Raw genomic sequence first — 18010 nt, 5'->3', positions numbered from 1 at the left:
AAACCCCAAATAAGTTTCTAAAAACAAAATACTCATGCAAAAAATTTCAGAATATACAGACCAACTAAAACTACTACTGTATATAATCTTTATTTACCTAGAAATGGATACAGGAATTGTCAAAGTTTTATTCTATTTAATGATAATGGATACTTTTTTAGGCGTCACTAAAACCATTGTCTTAAATAATCATTTTACTTTTAAAAAATTAGCTGTTGGATTTGTATCTAAATTAGCTGTTTTATTAATCCCAACTGCTTTGGCACTTATGAGCAAAGGACTTAATTATAACTTTAATTGGTTTGTTACTGTTGTGATGGATTTATTGATAGTTAGTGACGGAATTTCAATAATTAGCAATATCATTGCCATAAAGACCAAAAAAGAAGTTGAAAATTTTGATGCCATGACATTGATTCTTAAATCAATCAGAAATCGCTTAATAATGCTTTTTAAGAAACTTCTAATCACAATTGACCCTAAATTTCATGCAGAAAAATAAAACCTCCAAAATGAACTTGCTTTTGGAGGTTTTATAAATTTCATTTAAAAAAAAATTATTTCTTAAAACTTTTAATTCCGCTCTGGAGCCAACCATAATACTCCTCAATATTCGGATTATATGCAGATGGCACTGTCAAGTTTGCGCTATTATGATCCACAATTACATAAAATGGCTGTGCATTTGCTTTGTAGGTTTTAATCTGTAAATCGCTCCATTTGTTGCCGATTGTTTTAATCTTTTTTCCTGTTGTTTCAGAAACATATTGTTCGCTTTCAGGAAGCTCTTTTTTATCATCAACATACAGCGAAATCAGAACAACATCATTATTTAAAACTCCCAAAACTTTTGGATCTGACCAGACCAATTCTTCCATTTTTCGGCAGTTTACACAGGCATATCCTGTAAAGTCTAATAAAACTGGTTTTCCAACTTTTTTAGCATATTCCATTCCTTTGTCGTAATCATGAAACGTAATAATATTTTGTGGCCCATGCTCTGCTCCTTCTGGCAGTGAACCTGTTATTTTTAACTCGGAATTGCTTGAAACTCCCAATCCGTTTGGAGATTCGCTATATTGCATTGGAGGTGGGAATCCGCTTATTAGTTTAAGAGGTGCTCCCCAAAGTCCAGGAATCAGATAAATCGTAAAACTCAAAATGATCAATCCAAAACCCAATCTTCCGACAGAAATATGGTTTAGCGGCGAATCGTGCGGAAGTGTAATTTTTCCAAATAAATAAAAAGCCAACATTCCGAAAACCGCAATCCAAATCGCTAAAAAAACTTCTCTTTCCAACCAATGCAATTGGAGAACTAAATCAGCATTCGATAAAAATTTAAAGGCCAAAGCCAGTTCCAGAAATCCTAAAACGACTTTTACCGTATTCAGCCATCCGCCCGATTTTGGCAAAGCATTCAGCCAGCCAGGGAAAGCTGCAAATAACGAAAATGGCAATGCGATTGCAATAGAGAAACCTAACATTCCAACAATTGGTGCGATTCCGCCTTTTGAAGCGGCTTCAACCAATAAAGTTCCTACTATTGGTCCTGTACACGAAAATGATACAATCGCTAAAGCCAAAGCCATAAAGAAAATCCCAATTAATCCTCCTTTATCTGCCTGCGAATCTACTTTATTAGCTAATGCATTTGGAAGCATAATTTCGAAAGCTCCCAAAAACGAACAGGCAAAAACAACCAATAAAATAAAAAAAATCAGATTGAACCAAACGTTGGTTGAAAGCGCATTTAAAGAATCTGCACCAAAAATTGCCGTTACAATCGAACCTAGTAAAACATAAATAATTACGATCGAAAAACCATAAATCATCGCGTTTCTAATTCCTGCTGCTTTGGTTTTACTTTGTTTGGTAAAATAACTTACCGTCATCGGAATCATTGGAAAAACGCAAGGCGTCAACAAAGCTGCAAATCCTGATAAAAAAGCTAAAATAAAAATCGTCAGCAATCCTCTAGATTCTGCTTTTTTTGGTGAAGAAACAACTGGTTTTATTGCTTTTTCTTCTGTCTGAACAACTGCTTTTTCTTCTGTTTTAGCTGTAGTAGAATCTTCTTTTACGATTGTTGTTTCTTCTGTAGCAGCTAGTTTCTTTTCAGTCGGAATTTTAAATGCTAATTCTTCCGAAGTTGGCGGTAAACAATTGCTATCATCGCAAACCATAAATTCGACTTCGCCTTCAATATTTGAAATGTTATCTGAAGTAAATTTTATTTTTTGCGTGAAAAGCGCTTTATCTTCAAAATATTTAATCTTCATATCAAATATTTTATCAACTACTTCATGCCCTTTTTCTTCGGTTGTTTTTCCGATTAATTCGAAATTTTTATTCGGATTTTTGAAAGTAAAAGCTGTTCTCGAAGGCCCACCTTCTTCAATATATTGTCCGTACAAATGCCAACCGGATTGTATTTTAGCTTGAGCTTTTAAAATATATTCTTTATCTGATACTTTCTCTACCGATGTTGACCATTTTACCGGATTATACATTTGGGCAAACATACTTGCAGAAAAAAGCAGCAGTACTATTATTATGATTTTTTTCATTGTTTTTTGGTTTGATGTTTAAAAAAAGAGCTGTCGGCAAAACAGCTCTTTTTGTCTTTCACAGAAAATGGCTTACTAATTCAGATTCTAAAATGAAAAAATAATGAAAGACGACTATTAAAAATTGTTGGTATTAGTTTTTAGTGGTCAGTGGTCAGTTTTTAGTGGTCAGTCGCAGTCTGAAACTTTGTCAAAGTTTAAAACTTTGACAAAGTTGATTTTCCTAGCTGAGACTGACCACTAAAAACTGACCACTGACCACTAAAAACTACTTCAACGGATTCCCATCTTTAGCTAGAGAACCCGATTTGACGATAATCATTTTATCCAATTGAATGTATTTCTTAATCGCATCGTTTACCTGCTGTAAAGTTGCTTTTTCGATATCTTTTGGATACTGGTCGATATAGTTTGGCTCTAAACCTCTTTCAATAAAACTTAAAATCGTTCTCGCCATTCCGTTTGTAGTTGACATTCCTACTTTAAAACTTCCGATTAAGTTGGTTTTCTTGTTTGCTAATTCTTCGGCTGTGATTCCATTTTTCACCCATTTATCCACCTGAACCATTGTCGCGTCAAGTCCTTTTTGAAATAAATTCGGGTTGAAAGAAGCGTTGACAAACCAGTAGCCTCCAGTTTCGATGTTTCCGCCTAAACCAGAAGAAATGTTGTATGTTAAACCATCATTATCACGAACAGTCTGCATTAATCGTCCAGCAAAACCTGCTCCTAAAGTGTAATTTCCAATAAAAAACGGAATATAATCGGCGTCGGCTCTTTTTAAACCTGTAAACTGTCCGATGAATAATTCTGCACTTGGTTTTTCTGGAATGGTTACCACTTCTGTTTTTGATGCTGCTTTTGTAGCTTCTTCAAATTTTAATTTTTCTGCAATGCCCCCATTCCAGTTTTTGAATGATTTTTGTAATGATACATTTAAGTTTGCGCCATCAGTATCTCCCACAATTACAAGTCTCATTGAAGCTGTTCCGAAATATTTTTTGTGGAAAGCTTTAACCTCATCCAAAGTTGCGTTTTTAATATTTGCAATATTATCTTCAACACTTAAACTGTAATTAGGATTCCCCTTTGGATAAATCGCCTGAGATAAAGCAATGCTTCCTCTTTCTCCTGGATCATTCAAATCCTGTTGTGTATTTCCAATAAACTGCTGTTTAAGATTCTCAAATTCTTTAGTATCAAACAACGGATTTCTCAGTTCTTCAGCCAATAAAGCAATTACCTGATCTAAGTCTTTTTTCAAACATTTAAATCCGATATTGATTTTGAAAGTCGAAGCATTTACGTTTAATGAAACTCCTAGTTTTTGCAGTTTTTCTGAAAATTTAAATTTGTCATTTAGCGTAGTTCCTTTTGATAACATTGAAGCCGTTAATGCAGGAATGATATCATTTTTAGTTTCACTGGCATAATTTCCTAACGAAATGCTTGCTGCGACCGTTACAAAATCTTTTGCCGAAGTTTTTACTGAAACCACATCAATTCCAGATACTTTTTCTCTTTTAAAAGCTGAAGCCGATTTTTCGATTAAATTTGATTCAGAAATTAATTCTTCTGCTGTACTTTTTACTAAAGCTGGAGCAGATGAAGACTCTTCATGAATATGTCCTTCGTCTGAATGTCTGTAATAAAACGGACCTTTCTCAGGCATAAAATTATTAGCTTTTGCCATATCCTGATTTTGTGCACCAGCTTGTTTCGGAATAAAATATCCTGTTGTGCTTTGGTCTTCAACCAAATATTTTTGAGCCACACGCAAAATATCTGCTGGAGTTACTTTTTTCAATCTGTCAACTCCCGTAATATAATCTGTCCAATCACCAGATGCAATCGCTTCGTTTAATGCCGATGCAATTACTCCAGAACCATCACGAGCTAAAATAGTCTGCGCACTTACTTTTGCTACAACACGATTTACCTCATCCTGAGTAACGCCTTCTTTTTGAATTTTAGCCACAACCTCGCTGATTTTAGCATCGATATCTTCGTGTTTTGAAGTTGTAGGAAAACCAACGGTAATTGTAAAAAGTCCGACTTCTTTAAAATTTGTAGCTTCAGCGTACGAGTAAATTCCTAATCGAGTATCTACAAAAGTTTTGTTTAAAATTGCTGATGGCCCAACACCAATAATCTGAGCCAAAATATTCAATGCCGGAAGGTCTTCATGCAAAGCTCCCGGAATTTTATACGCTTTACTGACTACGCCTAATTCACCAGGTTTTTTTACCGTAATTTTACGCGCGCCATATTGCTGAGGTTCTTGTGTATAAGGCTGAGGCATTGCATTTGGAGCTTTTGTAATTTTACCGAAATACTTTTCGATCAATTCAAAAACATTTTCTTTTTTGAAATCTCCAATAATGGTTAAAGTTGCATTATCTGGCCAATAATAAGTATTGTAGAAATTACGTAAAACTTCAATTGGCGCATTTTCAATATCCGATTTCCAACCAATTGTAGAATGATGGTATGGATGTGCAATATATGCCGAAGCCCAAATCTCTTTATCCAGTAAACTATTCGGATTGTTTTCTCCACGTTCAAATTCGTTACGAACCACCGTCATTTCTGCTTCTTTATCTTCTTTTAATAATAAAGAATTACGCATTCTGTCAGCTTCAATTTGAATTGCCAATTCAATTTTATCACTTGGCAATGTTTCAAAATAATTCGTACGATCGTACCAAGTTGTAGCATTCAATTGTGCTCCTGTATTTTGTAAAACATCTGTAATCGTATTTCCATTTTTCTTATTGAAAGTTGGAGTTCCTTTAAACATTAAATGTTCTAAAAGATGCGTTGATCCAGTGTTTCCTAAAACTTCATGTTTAGATCCAACACGGTATACAATCTGAACCGTTGCAACTGGCGAAGCATTGTCTTGCAAAAGCAAAACATTCATTCCGTTTGGCTGGTATAAATATTCTTCAATTCCGCCTAATTCTTTTATTTTCTTGAAGTTAACTGATTTGTTCTGCGCTGAAATTAGGGTACAGAAAGCTAGTGAGCAATAGCCCAGTAAGATGTATTTTTTCATTTTTTTGTTGATATTATTTTAGTTTTCAGTTTTCAGCCGCAGTTTACAGTTTTCACTGAGACTGAGACTGTAAACTGCAACTGAAAACTAACTTTATGATTTACTAAAAATTTCCTTCAATTTAGATTGAAGTTCAGCTTCTCTAAGGTTCTTAGCCACGATTTTTCCATCAGGTCCAATTAAGTAGTTAGTCGGAACCATTTTTACACCGTATAAAACAGCCGCTTCATTCTGCCAACCTTTTAAATCTGAAACATGTGTCCAAGTTAAACCGTCTTTTTCGATTGCTTTTTCCCAAAGTTTCTTTTTATCATCTAAAGAAACTCCCAAAACATCAAATCCTTTTTCATGATACGTTTTGTAGGCTAAAACTACATTTGGATTTTCTTTTCGGCAAGGACCGCACCAAGAAGCCCAAAAATCAACCAAAACATATTTGCCTTTGTAGTCTGAAAGTTTAACTACTTTTCCGCTTACATCTGTCTGAGAAAACTCTGGTGCAGTAACACCCACAGCAGTTTTATCGTTAAGATCAATCGCCTGTTTCAGTTGTTTTCCATAAATTGATTTCTGTATTTCTGGAGTTAAAACTCCGTAATACATTTTTACCTGTTCTGGAGTTCCGTACGAAACAATTCGATCATTAATAACCAAAGCACCAGCAATTTTATCTTTATTTTTTCTGATAAATTTATCAGTTAAATCATCGGCAAAAGATTGAAGATCTTTCCATTTTTTATCCATTGCCGTTTGCTGTTCTGGAGTTAATTTTACTTTTCCTCCTTGTGTCAGCGAATCGGATAATTTGTAAATTGGACCTGCAATGTTTTGTATTTTTTTGAACTCATTATCATAAAATGATTTATAAATATCATTTTGAGTCGCTCCCGTAACTTTAGCTTTAAAAATAGAATCTTTTTTAGCTTCCACTTTTATTTCTTCATTAGATAAAAGAAAATAAGCTCCGTATTCTTCTCCTTTTAATTTAATGGTATGCAATAACGGTTCTGAAACTTTTCCTGCAAGAGTAAAAGTTCCGTCTTTTTGTATTTGCGCTGAATCTGCGATTTTTTTATTTCCTTTTTCATCTGTATTTTCAAGATAAACCATTCCTTTATCCAGTCCAGCGATCGTGCCATTGATTGTAAATCCTTCTTCTTTTTTAGAACAAGAATTCAGCACGGCCAACAATGCCATTGCCAACAAACCTGATTTTAAGATTGTACTTTTCATGTTATATTTTTTTGTTTGTTATTTTTTTGTTTTCAGTCGCAGTCTCAGTCGACAGTTTTCACTGAGACTGAAAACTGAGACTGAAAACTGTGATTTAATTTAAGATTTTAAAAGCTCTTTTAATTTCGCTTCCAATTCTGCACCTCTTAAATTGTCGCCGATAATTACACCTTTACTATCGACTAAATAAGTTGCCGGAATTGCTTTTACGTTAAATGATTTACTCACTTTATCATCGTCCAGAAGATTGTGCCATTGCATGTTTTCTTGTCCAAGCGCTTTCTGCCAAGCTTTTTCGTCCTTATCAATCGACACGCTTAAAATTTCAAATCCTTTTGGGGCATATTCAGCATAAGCCGTTTTTAAGTTCGGAATTTCTTTTCGGCATGGACCGCACCAAGATGCCCAAAAATCTACCAAAATATATTTTTTTCCTGCTACAATATCTTTTGCACTATATGCTTTTCCGTCTTTATCTTTTAAACTGAAATTTGCTATACTTGTTCCAATTAAAGATTTAGGATTCAAATCTTTATCTAAAATTTGCCCGTAATAACTTTTCTTTGCCACATCAGAAAACTGATCGTACAAAGGTTTTTGCTCTGCTGTGAAATAGCTAAAATTGGTCATCATAAAGAATGGGCCCCACCAAGTTGCTTTATGTTTTGCAATAAGAGCTAATGTTGTTTTTTCGACATTTGTAAAAAATGCTTTTTCATCTGCTTCAAATTTTTTCCAAACTGGAAGATTCTGAAGTGAGTCTACTGCTTTTGTATTTTTATCACGTCTTGCCGCACCGATTAATTTGCTCAATTCGTCGGATTCTTTTGTGTGATACGCTTTGTAATCTTTATCAAGCTGATCTTTATAAGCAATTTCTTTTGCATAATAATCATGCGATTTCGAACCCGTAATTGCTACATCTTTAAATTTAATAAATTGACCTTCATCGGTTGAAACGCTTCCAATAGCAGTAATCTTTATTTTTGAATTTTCAACCATTACAGAAATATTTCCCTTGTTTTTACCAAAGACAACATAGAAAAAACGAGGCTCATTTAATTTTCCTGTGAAAGTAAATTTCCCGTCTTTTAATGCTGTTTCAGCAACTGGGAGTTCAGAAGTATGTGTTGCTCCTGGTATTAATTTTACAGCTGTTCCGTCTTCAAGACCTACAATAGTTCCATCAATAGAATATGAAGTTGCTGCAGGAGTTACTGCTTTTTTCTTTTGTGCCTGACCGCTGTTTGAAATCATAAACAAGCAAATGCACAGTCCTAATATTTTATATTTAATTGTATTCATTTTTGATTGATATTTTAAGAAAAGCTTCCTTTTCGGAGTTCCTAATTAGGAAGCTTTACAGTTATTATTTAGCTACGTTTTGTGTTATTGTTCCGTTTCCTGGATTATTTATTGCTCCTTGCGGGAACGGAGATGTCCATAAATGAGAATCAGAAGAAAGCGTGTATGTTTTACCTCCAACTACTTTTGTGAAACTAACTTTGTAAATTCCTTCTGCATTTAAACGGCGTGCATCTGCATATGGAATAAGTGTCATAATCAGTTCATTGTTTTTTGTTCTATAAATGGCATTCAAAGCTGTTGTTTTATCAGCAGTTGAAATGTCTTGATAAGAAGCTGGAAGAATACGTGTTTTACGAACCGTATTTAAAACTCCTAACGCTTCACTAATTTTATTATCGCGAGCCAGACATTCTGCTTTAATTAAATAAACCTCTACGGTTGTGATTCCACCAAAATTGAAAGCTCCAGTCAAAGTTCTTCTGTATGAAGTCTCAGCACCTACTGTTCTAATTTTCCATCGAGAAATAAATCTTGCATCACCCGTTTCAAAACGCTGTGCACGTTCTACCGGAATGTCAAATTCTGCTCCTAAATTTGAAGAGCTTCCGTGACGAAACGTATAATTTTCGACATAATTGAATCCCATTGGAGACGGAGTTGTAGTATACGAATTCGGAACATCGATCACCGCTTTATTAGCATTGTAATATCCAATCCAGTCGTATAGTTTATTGTTTTCTGCTAATGCTAAATCGGCATTTTTTAAAGCTTCTGCATAATTATTCATCTGCAGATTTACTCTTGCATTAAAAGCATAACCAGCGCCTAAATTTGGATGCAGCGCTGTCTGAGAAACTTTTGGCAGATAAGGCAGCGCATCTTTTATATCATTTAAAATAAAATCATATAATTCCTGAATAGTTACCTGTTTGCTAGGCGCATTAATATTAGCACTCGTAATTAACGGAACTGATAATTTTGTAGATGCTGTTGAGGCCACATACGTATCTGCGTAAAAATTTACCAGATTAAAATAATTCATGGCACGCAATAATTTTGCTTGAGCCCAAACAACTCTTTGCTCCTGTTCGGTTGCTTTTGTCGTTGTTAAAGCATTTTCGATTATTAAATTAAAAGTTGAAATTCCTTGATAACCTCCATAGTAAGTTCCTTCATCTGATGGTTTCAATTCGATACGGTTTGCACTTTCGTCCCACATATAGTTTGCATTATACAATCTATTGCTTGATAAAGTTGCAGCGTTTACAAACTGATCGTTTAATACATGCAAAGCTGACAAAACGTCTACTCTCTGGTTGGTGTATTCATCTCTTAAAAAAGCTTCAAAATCGGCTAATGTAGTTGGTGATTTTGATCCTTTAGGAATATCGTCTAGATAATTTTCGCAAGATGCCAAAGTCAATCCTAAAGCCAATAGGCACACTGCCTTTTTATATATATTTTTCATCGTCTAGTCTTTAAAAATTAAAAGTTAACATTTACACCAAAAACAAAACTCGGAGATTGGAAACCATTCAATAGGAATTTGGCATCTCTGCTTTTTGCTGCAGTAAATACATTTTCGGCATTTAGATTAAAACGAACTCCATCTAATTTTACCCTCTTCATCAATTCTTTTGGCATTTGATAAGCCAATGAAACGTTGCTCAATCTAATATTTGAAGCGTCTAAAATGTTAATGTCTGCGTATGAATAAATAGTACGTGAATCTGAACTAAAATCGGATTCATATTCATAAACTACTCTCGGAACATTTGTAAAAGCTTCGTCTCCTGGCTGCTGCCAACGATCTCTAATATGATTATTTACTACCGTAATATCTGTTACATAACCACCCATTGCGCTATTATAATTATTGCTTAGCATTGGCAAGTAGCTATTTCTAATTTTATGTCCTAACTCGTAAATGAAAAGTGCTGAGAGCGAGAAATTTTTGTAATTAGCTGAAGTATGGAATGATCCGCTGTGAGTTGGTACTGTTGAACCATAATCTTTAATAGCATCAAGTTGCCCCGGATTGTATTTTACTGCTGTTCCGTTTGCATCATAAACCTGTGGCAATCCTGCGTTGTTCAGTCCTGCCCATTGGTAACCATAAATAGAGTTAAAATTTGTCCCAACTCTCGGAAAAAATTGTGGTTGATCTAACTGTAAATAATAAACTGGTGCTTTTACATTTATAAAATCTACTTTATTTTTATTATTAGCATACAAAATAGCAGCATCCCATGAGAATGAAGGTGTTTTTATGATTGTTCCTCTCAAAGTTACCTCGATTCCTTTATTTGTCATTCCTCCATTGTTGATGGTATAAGTAGAATAGCCCCATCCTTCTGTTGGAATTCCTTGGCTGCTTGCTAATAAATCTTCTCCTTTTTTGTTATAAAAGTCAAAGCTTCCGCTTAGTCTGCTTTTGAATAATGAAAAATCCAAACCAATGTTGGTCGTCGTTGTTTTTTCCCAAGATAATTCTGGATTTGGTCTTGATCTTACGGTTCCCTGAGTTCCTCCAACATTCGAATTTGAATTGTAATAAGCTGTTAAATAAGGAGCTGTATCTTTGGCAATATTTCCTAAAATACCATAAGAAGCACGTACTTTAAGCGCGTCTACCCATGAAACTTTAAAGAAAGATTCTTTATCAATATTCCACCCTGCTCCAGCAGACCAAGTTGGTTTATTTTGATATTTACTGTCTGTTCCCCAAAGATTAGAACGGTCCATACGTATACTTCCAGAAACAGTATATCTTCCATCATACGTATATCCCCCTGTTGAGTAGAGAGATACAAAACGGTTTAGCATTTCTTTTTCTAATGAAAAATCGTCTTGAATCATGTAGCCTCCAAAAACTCCTCCGTATACTTTAAGTAAATCTGCCTGATTTATTGGAGCAAAACCTAAAGTTTGAGCATCATAACCGTAACGTGTATTATTGCTAAATTCTAATTTTGTATGACGAATTTCCATACCGGCAATGGCAGAAAAATCATGTTTTTCATTAAACGTCTGATTGAAATTCAACTGCTGACGGAAATTGTAAGCGTTTGTAAACTGATTGGTTTCTTTTATAATATCGCCATAAGGAAGATTGTAAACCGCTTTATTGTTTACAATAGTAACCAATTCGTTTACTCTCTTTCTTGTGTAATAAGAATCTTTGCCAAAAAGCTGTTCTGCACGATCTGAACCATATTCGTATTGGAACATCGCATTGTATGTAAAGGCTTTGCTGAATTTCACATTAAACTTTGCGTAAGTTCTGTTTAGGAAATTTTTGTTTTCAATAAGGTTTCTTCCAAATTCATCCATTGGCGTAATGTCCATATTGTACAAACCGTAATTCTGCATAGACTGAAGCGTAAAATTATTGTAGCGAGATGCAGCAGTCGAAACAAAATTAGTTCCGTCGTTATTTACCAATTGATTGTACGGCTGAAATTTAAATCCGGGAGCTGATGCAAAATAACTTTGTGTATCGCCAGTTCCGTAGTTTAAATAAGTTCCTAAATCTAGTGACAGCCAGTTATTAATTTGAGTAGAATTCTTCAAATTAATTCCCACAGACTGATTCTCAGAGTACATATCTTCTAACTGATTGTCTTTGTAAGTGATCGATGCATTAAAAGTATTGTTTTCTGTAGCTTTACCTAAACTAAGATTGTGCTGCATAAAATACTGATCGCGTTTAGCATATTTTGCAATATCATCATAATACTTATATCCTTGTGCGCCAAGTGTGTTCAATCGATTATTCATTTCTGCCATAGAAATTTTGCCTGCATAACCATTCAATAAAGTATTCATTCCTAAACTTGTAAATGCAGCATTATTCAATAATGATTGCGCATAAGTTCCAGCATTTGCACCTTGTAAATTTGGGTTTCCTGCCGCCCAACCTTTTTCTAAACCAATAATATCAGCTGAATCCGTTAGGTTTCCAGTATAATTTCTATAAGGCGTAACGGTTAAATTGCTTGAAAAAGAAATATTTGTTTTTCCAGCTTTTGCTTTTTTGGTTGTAATAACTACAACTCCATTTGCTGCACGAGAACCATAAATAGAAGCCGCCGCTGCATCTTTTAAAACTGTAATTGTTTCAATATCTTCTAAATTCAGATTCGGTACATTTTCTTCTATAGTCGCATAAGGCGTCAGTTTTGTACTTTCTACAGGAAATCCATCAATAACGTATAGAGGATAAACTACACCTCTCATAGTTGTAGTACCACGAATTTTACCATCCTGATATCCAACAATACGTCCTTCCAAAATTTTATCCATACTGCTCAAACGCTGTTCCTGAAACTCTTTTGCTTTCAGATTGGAGAAAGAACCTGTTATTTTTTCAGCCGAAATATTCTGATACCCAGTTGTTAAAACCAAACCTTCTAATTGCTGTACATCTTCTTTTAAAACAACATTGATAACACTTCTTCCTTCAACTTTTATTTCCTGTCTTACATATCCTAAATAAGAATAAGCCAGAGTCGTTTCGCCGCTTACCGCAATAATCTGATATTCTCCATTAAAATCGGTATTTACACCTCTTCCAGAGCCATTATCCGCAACTGCTGCACCAACTAATGGCATTCCTTTTTCATCTGTAACCCTACCTTTTACGATAAAATCAGCCACTCCCTTTTTTGTTTCAGTCGATTTTTCGGCAGCTATTTTTTTCGGCGTCAGAATAATATGGTTTCCTGATACTTTAAAATCGGTACTAGAATTATTAAAAATTTTGTTTAAAATAACTTCGATTGAAGTTTCGTATGCATTTACGTCGATTACTCTGTTTAAATCTACAGATCTTACATTGTAAACAAATCTGTAATCTGTAGTATATTCAAGCCTTTCAATCACTTTGGCAACAGTCATATTGCTGGCATTAAAAGAAATCTTGTTTTTTTGAGAATAAGTGGTTCCGGCGTGCATTACTGTTAAGGCAGTCAGCAGAAATAATGTGGTCAATTTCATTTTCAAATCAAATTTCAAAAAAGGCTTATCAAACCTGATTCTGTTCAAGAGTTTTTTCATACTTTTAAAATGTTTTTTTAATGTTGGTTGGTTAATTAACTGACCGCATATACTCTACCGGAAAATGTTGGCGCATTTTCCGGTTTTTTTATAACGATCCTTTTCATTTTGGATTTTTGTTACATAGGCTTTTTTTTAATTGTTAATTATGAATTGTTAATTGATAATTTATTTTATAGTAATCCTGTCTCGGTCAATATCATAATCAATCTTATAGCTGTCGCTGAAATATTTTAGAACAACTTCGATTGGTTCATTGTCAAAACGGGCGTTAAAAATTTCTTTTCCGAGAGTTTTATTTCTGTTAATAAACGTTACGTTGTATTGGCGTTCCAGTTTTTTGATAATATCATCAAAAGAAGCATTTTTAAAAACCAGACTTCCTTTTACCCAAGCCGTATAATATTCTGTATTAACTTGTTCTATGGCAATTTTTGATTGCCCTTTTAGATTCGAACCTTTGTCTCCCGGTTTCAAATACACCTGATCTTCTTTTGTTTTCTGATCTTTATAAAGCGAAACTTTTCCTTCAACCAAAACAACATCGGTACTTACATTTTCGCTATACGTGTCTACGTTGAATTTTGTTCCCAAAACTTCAACATTCATATTCTGTGTATTCACATTAAATGGATGTGCTTTGTCTTTCTCTACTTCAAAAAAAGCTTCTCCTAAAAGGTACACTTGACGATTCTGATTTTTACCAAACTGCACAGGATATCTCAATGAGGTTCCTGCATTTAAATGCACAAGCGTTCCGTCAGACAATTGTACTTCAAACTTTTTTCCGTACGGAATCCTGATGGTATTGTAAACCAGCGCGCCATCAGAATACGCTTTTGTATAAACCAATTTGCCTTTTTCCTGTCTTCCAATTACATTTCCGTATTTATCGGTTATGTTTCTGGCATCGTTTGCATTAAGATTCTGCGATTCGTTTCCGAGCTGCAATACAATTTCATCTTCTCTCGGAATAATAATATTTGATTTTGAATGAGAATTGTTTGAATTTTTATAGAAATAAAAACCTCCCAAAGCCACAATCAAAATCGCAGCATATTTGTAATACGATGAAAATCTACGTTTATAAAAAACATTATTTTCGTTCTTGATTCGCTCCGAAAGTTTTTTTCTAACCTCAGTAGAATCAAAAGTGTTCAAAGCAGTATCAATTGCATAATTGGTTTTTACAAAATCCTTAAATGCAATTTGATTCTCTTCTTCTTTTAACCACTCCGTAAGCTGCTCAATCTCTTCTTGAGAAGCCTGATTTGTGATAAATTTAACAATTAGTCTCTCTGACTTTTTTGCTGTCATTTTAGTCGTTTTTAATATTATTACGAAGCCAAAAAACAAAACCCTAACAATTTGATAAAGTTTTTTTCATTTTGCTGAATTTTTTATTTTTCACAAGTCTTTTCTTTCAATAAAACTCGACTAATTTGGTAGAAATTATAAAACAAAAGATTTATATTTGCATTTTATTCCTTTTTTATTTGTAATAAATTTCGAATAGAAAAGAAAAAAAGAAGTCGATTTGAGCAATTTCAGTTCACTTTTTACCCAAAAAAACTATTAATTTATATATTTGTTTTTATGAAGATTGATGATTACAGCGATAATACCATTCTAATTGAATCTCTCAGAAATGGAGATGAAAGCGCTTACACGTATCTTATCGACACCTATCATCATAAACTTTGTGTGTATGCCAACAGCTTGGTAAAAAATGTTTACAGCGCCGAAGATATTGTGCAGAACGTTTTTATAAAAGTGTGGGAACAACGCACAAGATTAAAAGCAGATCATTCTCTAAAAAGTTTTCTTTATAAATTGACTTATAATGAGTTTATCGATTTATATCGAAAAAACCAGTCTTTGTTTTCTTTAGAAAAGTCCTATTATGATGCCTTAAACGGAATTGTTCAGGAAGAAGATTCTGAAGATTTTAAAAGAGTTTTGAATGCTGTAAATAAAGAAATTCAGAACCTTCCTCCAAAATGTAAAGAGGTTTTTATTTTAAGTAAAAAAGAAGGTTTAACCAATATCGAAATTGCAGAACATCTTGACGTTTCAATAAAAACCGTTGAAGCTCAGATTACAAAAGCATTTTCTATCCTGCGTTCTTCTTTGGAAGAAAAGATAAAAAGTGTTTTATTTCTTCTGTTTTCTGCTAAAAAAAAATTCAGACTAAATAATTTAATCTGAATTTTCTTTTTATTGTTTTAAAGTTGAAATTGATTGCAAATCTTTTATTTATGATACGTATTTCATTTCTTCTTCAAAAAACGCTACAACAGGCGTTTTCATATCGTGATAAAAAAGCACTTTCCAATTTTCATCTTTTGCCTGCTGTTCCCATTTTTTACGAGATTGCATAGCGCGTTTTCCGTCAAAATCAGTTTTGTAGGCAACGTGCATGGACCAATATATTTTTTGCGGCAAATCGTCGGCTCCATAAAAAACAATTTCATCATCGGCTTTAATCCAAAAAACTTGATGAAATTGGGTATGCCCAGCCGAAACTTCATAGAAAATTTCATCGGTTATATTTCCACTATCAGAATTCAGCAATTCTACATTAGGAAGTTTTTTCAGCTCATTTAATATTTCAAATACATAAGATGGATTATTGATTTGTTCTAGAGCAAAATCAATTTCTCTTTCTTGAATATAAATTGTCGCGTTTGGAAAATTTTGAACCAGATCTCCGTTTTCAAAATAACCAATTCCTTCAATATGATCTTTATGCAAATGTGAAACCAAAACTTTTGTTATCTGCTGAGGTTCAATATTGTTCTTTCTTAAAATTTCATAAATAAACGGAACGCCATTATTGACAAATCCTAAACCGAAGTCTAATAAAATAACGTCATTGTTGGTGATAACAACAAAGGGCTGGATTGCCATTTTTAAACCTGGAGTCGTTGATTCAGCTGTTAAAAGCTGAAATTCTTTTTGAGAATTGGCAACATAATTTCCTTCTTGTAAAGCTATAATTTCCATTTTGTTTTGCTTTAATTTTGCAACACGACAAAGTTCTAAAGAATTTCTATATTTGTAAAACCTTATTTTTCGATAAAATCAATCGATAAAACCGATTTAGAAATGGAACTTCGTCAGCTAAAATATTTTCTAAAAGCAAAAGAATTACTGAATTTTACCGAAGCTGCTTCGGCGCTTTACATCAGTCAAAGTACATTATCGCAGCAAATTAAACAGCTGGAAGATGAACTTCAAGTTCCGCTTTTTAACCGAATTGGAAAAAGAATTACGCTTACTGAAGCTGGAGATTTGTTTGCCGTTTATGCGCAACAATCTATCAACAAAGCTTCTGACGGATTGGAATTATTAAAAGATTTGAATAATCTGGAAACTGGAAAAGTGGCAATTGGCGTAACGTATGCCTTACGTCATGTGGTCACAAAAGCATTGATTTTGTTTAGTTCTCAATACCCTAAAATTCAATTCGAAATTGTGTTTGGAACCTCGCAGGAACTCATTCAAAAACTAAATCATTTTCAACTCGATGTTATTCTGACTTTTGAAGAAATTGCTTCAGAAGCGCACTTTAAATATCTCGAATTATTTACTTCCCCAATGGCTTTGGTTACGGCATCTGAAACGCCGTTGACCAACAAAAAAAGCATTTCTTTAGATGAGGTAAGTTCGTTGCCACTTGCACTTCCGTCGAGTGGTTTTAGTACGACGCAATTTATCAATAAAGCTTTTGAAAAAAGTAATTTACACCCAAATGTTACCATTGAAATAAACGATATTCCGACTCTACTTGAATTGATTAAAACGGGAAAATGGCATACGATTTTAACCAAAACTACCATTGAAAATGAGGAAGATTTACATGCGATTCCGATAAGCGGTAAAAATATGACACGAACAGCAATGCTTATTTCTTTGAAAGAAGTGTATGAGAAAAAAGCGGTTGTCGCGTTTTTGAAAATGCTAATGGAAAATGTAACTACATAGAATATTAAAGTTTTTTACGTGAATATTCAGTAAAAAAAAGCTCTTTTCTGAACGAAAAGAGCCTGCAAATTGTGTGGTTTATTTTAGTCTAGAGATTCTTTTTTTTAGCATCTTCAACAAACTGTTTCAATCCGATATCAGTTAACGGAGATTTCTCCTTCGTCGAAATTATTTCTTTGCTTAAGTAAAGTTCTAGTGAGTTAAAAATGTGCATTTCGATTGATTTTACTCTTCAAAAAACCCTCAATAAAAAATACTCATTATTATTTTATCAAACTGACCTTTTATTCGTTTCGATTTTCAAAAAATAGCAACTAAACCTTAAATCTATTTTTTCAAATCTCAAGAAAAAAAAGCCATAATCTTCATACACATTTTTAGAATTTTATCTAAAAGAATATCAGAAAACAGTTTTTAAACTTTTTCTAGATTTGCCTCACTAAATATTTTGCAGAAACCCAACAGGCCTAGAAGAACTGTTGGGTTTTAGTTTTATTAAATATATTGATTGATGATATTTTCAAACAATTCTTGTTTGCCGCTTTGAAGATTTAATTCTCCATTTTCGTGTGCGATAGTATAAAGATCTTTCAAGTTTAATTTTCCATCGGCAAAATCTTTACCTTTTCCAGAATCGAATGAGCTATATCTTTCTTTTCTTAATTTCTCGTAAGGAGAAGAAGTAATGATTTTATCTGCAGTCAATAATGCTCTTGCAAAAGTGTCAGCTCCGCCAATGTGCGCCAAGAAAACATCTTCTAAGTCTGTAGAGTTTCTTCTGATTTTAGCATCAAAG

At 33.7% G+C, this 18010-nt stretch carries 11 protein-coding genes and 1 pseudogene; 3 read left to right on the top strand and 9 right to left on the bottom strand.

Annotation, left to right across the window (positions count from 1 at the left end):
- Nucleotides 1-34: 34 nt before the first annotated feature.
- Complete coding sequence (locus DM397_RS03300) at nucleotides 35-502, top strand: phage holin family protein (RefSeq protein ID WP_111376176.1); 468 nt, start codon at nucleotides 35-37, stop codon at nucleotides 500-502.
- A 55-nt stretch (nucleotides 503-557) separates the two neighbouring features.
- Here the strand turns inward: DM397_RS03300 and DM397_RS03295 are convergent, their stop codons facing one another.
- The 7 genes from DM397_RS03295 to DM397_RS03265 form a co-directional block, all read right to left on the bottom strand.
- Complete coding sequence (locus tag DM397_RS03295) at nucleotides 558-2570, bottom strand: protein-disulfide reductase DsbD family protein (RefSeq protein ID WP_111376175.1); 2013 nt, start codon at nucleotides 2568-2570, stop codon at nucleotides 558-560.
- Nucleotides 2571-2838: 268 nt separating this feature from the next.
- Nucleotides 2839-5628 (bottom strand): M16 family metallopeptidase, encoded by a 2790-nt coding sequence (locus DM397_RS03290; RefSeq protein ID WP_111376174.1) that lies wholly within the window; start codon nucleotides 5626-5628, stop codon nucleotides 2839-2841.
- Nucleotides 5629-5721: 93 nt separating this feature from the next.
- Nucleotides 5722-6861, bottom strand: a complete 1140-nt coding sequence (locus tag DM397_RS03285; RefSeq protein WP_111376173.1) for a TlpA disulfide reductase family protein — start codon at nucleotides 6859-6861, stop codon at nucleotides 5722-5724.
- A 99-nt stretch (nucleotides 6862-6960) separates the two neighbouring features.
- Entirely contained in the window at nucleotides 6961-8166 is a 1206-nt protein-coding gene (locus tag DM397_RS03280) for a TlpA disulfide reductase family protein (RefSeq protein WP_111376172.1), read from the bottom strand.
- A 64-nt stretch (nucleotides 8167-8230) separates the two neighbouring features.
- On the bottom strand, nucleotides 8231-9637 hold the full coding sequence (locus tag DM397_RS03275) for a RagB/SusD family nutrient uptake outer membrane protein (protein ID WP_111376171.1): 1407 nt from the start codon (nucleotides 9635-9637) through the stop codon (nucleotides 8231-8233).
- 17 nt (nucleotides 9638-9654) lie between these two features.
- On the bottom strand, nucleotides 9655-13227 hold the full coding sequence (locus DM397_RS03270; RefSeq protein WP_111376170.1) for a SusC/RagA family TonB-linked outer membrane protein: 3573 nt from the start codon (nucleotides 13225-13227) through the stop codon (nucleotides 9655-9657).
- 168 nt (nucleotides 13228-13395) lie between these two features.
- Nucleotides 13396-14544: a FecR family protein gene (locus DM397_RS03265; RefSeq protein WP_111376169.1), complete on the bottom strand. Its 1149-nt coding sequence runs from the start codon at nucleotides 14542-14544 to the stop codon at nucleotides 13396-13398.
- A gap of 279 nt (nucleotides 14545-14823) precedes the next feature.
- On the opposite strand from DM397_RS03265, the gene DM397_RS03260 reads away from it, so the two are divergent.
- Nucleotides 14824-15435, top strand: a complete 612-nt coding sequence (locus DM397_RS03260) for an RNA polymerase sigma factor (RefSeq protein WP_111376168.1) — start codon at nucleotides 14824-14826, stop codon at nucleotides 15433-15435.
- Nucleotides 15436-15483: 48 nt separating this feature from the next.
- On the opposite strand, the gene DM397_RS03255 is transcribed toward DM397_RS03260, so the two are convergent.
- The gene (locus DM397_RS03255; protein WP_111376167.1) at nucleotides 15484-16233 is read right to left on the bottom strand and encodes an MBL fold metallo-hydrolase; all 750 of its coding nucleotides are present in this window, start codon (nucleotides 16231-16233) and stop codon (nucleotides 15484-15486) included.
- Between the two features lie 102 nt (nucleotides 16234-16335).
- Here DM397_RS03255 and DM397_RS03250 point away from each other — a divergent pair, with 102 nt between their 5' ends.
- Nucleotides 16336-17214 (top strand): LysR substrate-binding domain-containing protein, encoded by an 879-nt coding sequence (locus DM397_RS03250; protein ID WP_111376166.1) that lies wholly within the window; start codon nucleotides 16336-16338, stop codon nucleotides 17212-17214.
- A 495-nt stretch (nucleotides 17215-17709) separates the two neighbouring features.
- Here DM397_RS03250 and DM397_RS03245 read toward each other — a convergent pair.
- Nucleotides 17710-18010 (bottom strand): annotated as a pseudogene (locus DM397_RS03245) (xylose isomerase); the annotation flags it as partial.

It is taken from the genome of Flavobacterium nitrogenifigens (genome assembly GCF_003254565.1).
Taxonomy (GTDB): domain Bacteria; phylum Bacteroidota; class Bacteroidia; order Flavobacteriales; family Flavobacteriaceae; genus Flavobacterium; species Flavobacterium nitrogenifigens.
This window is presented reverse-complemented; position numbering and strand designations above follow the sequence as displayed.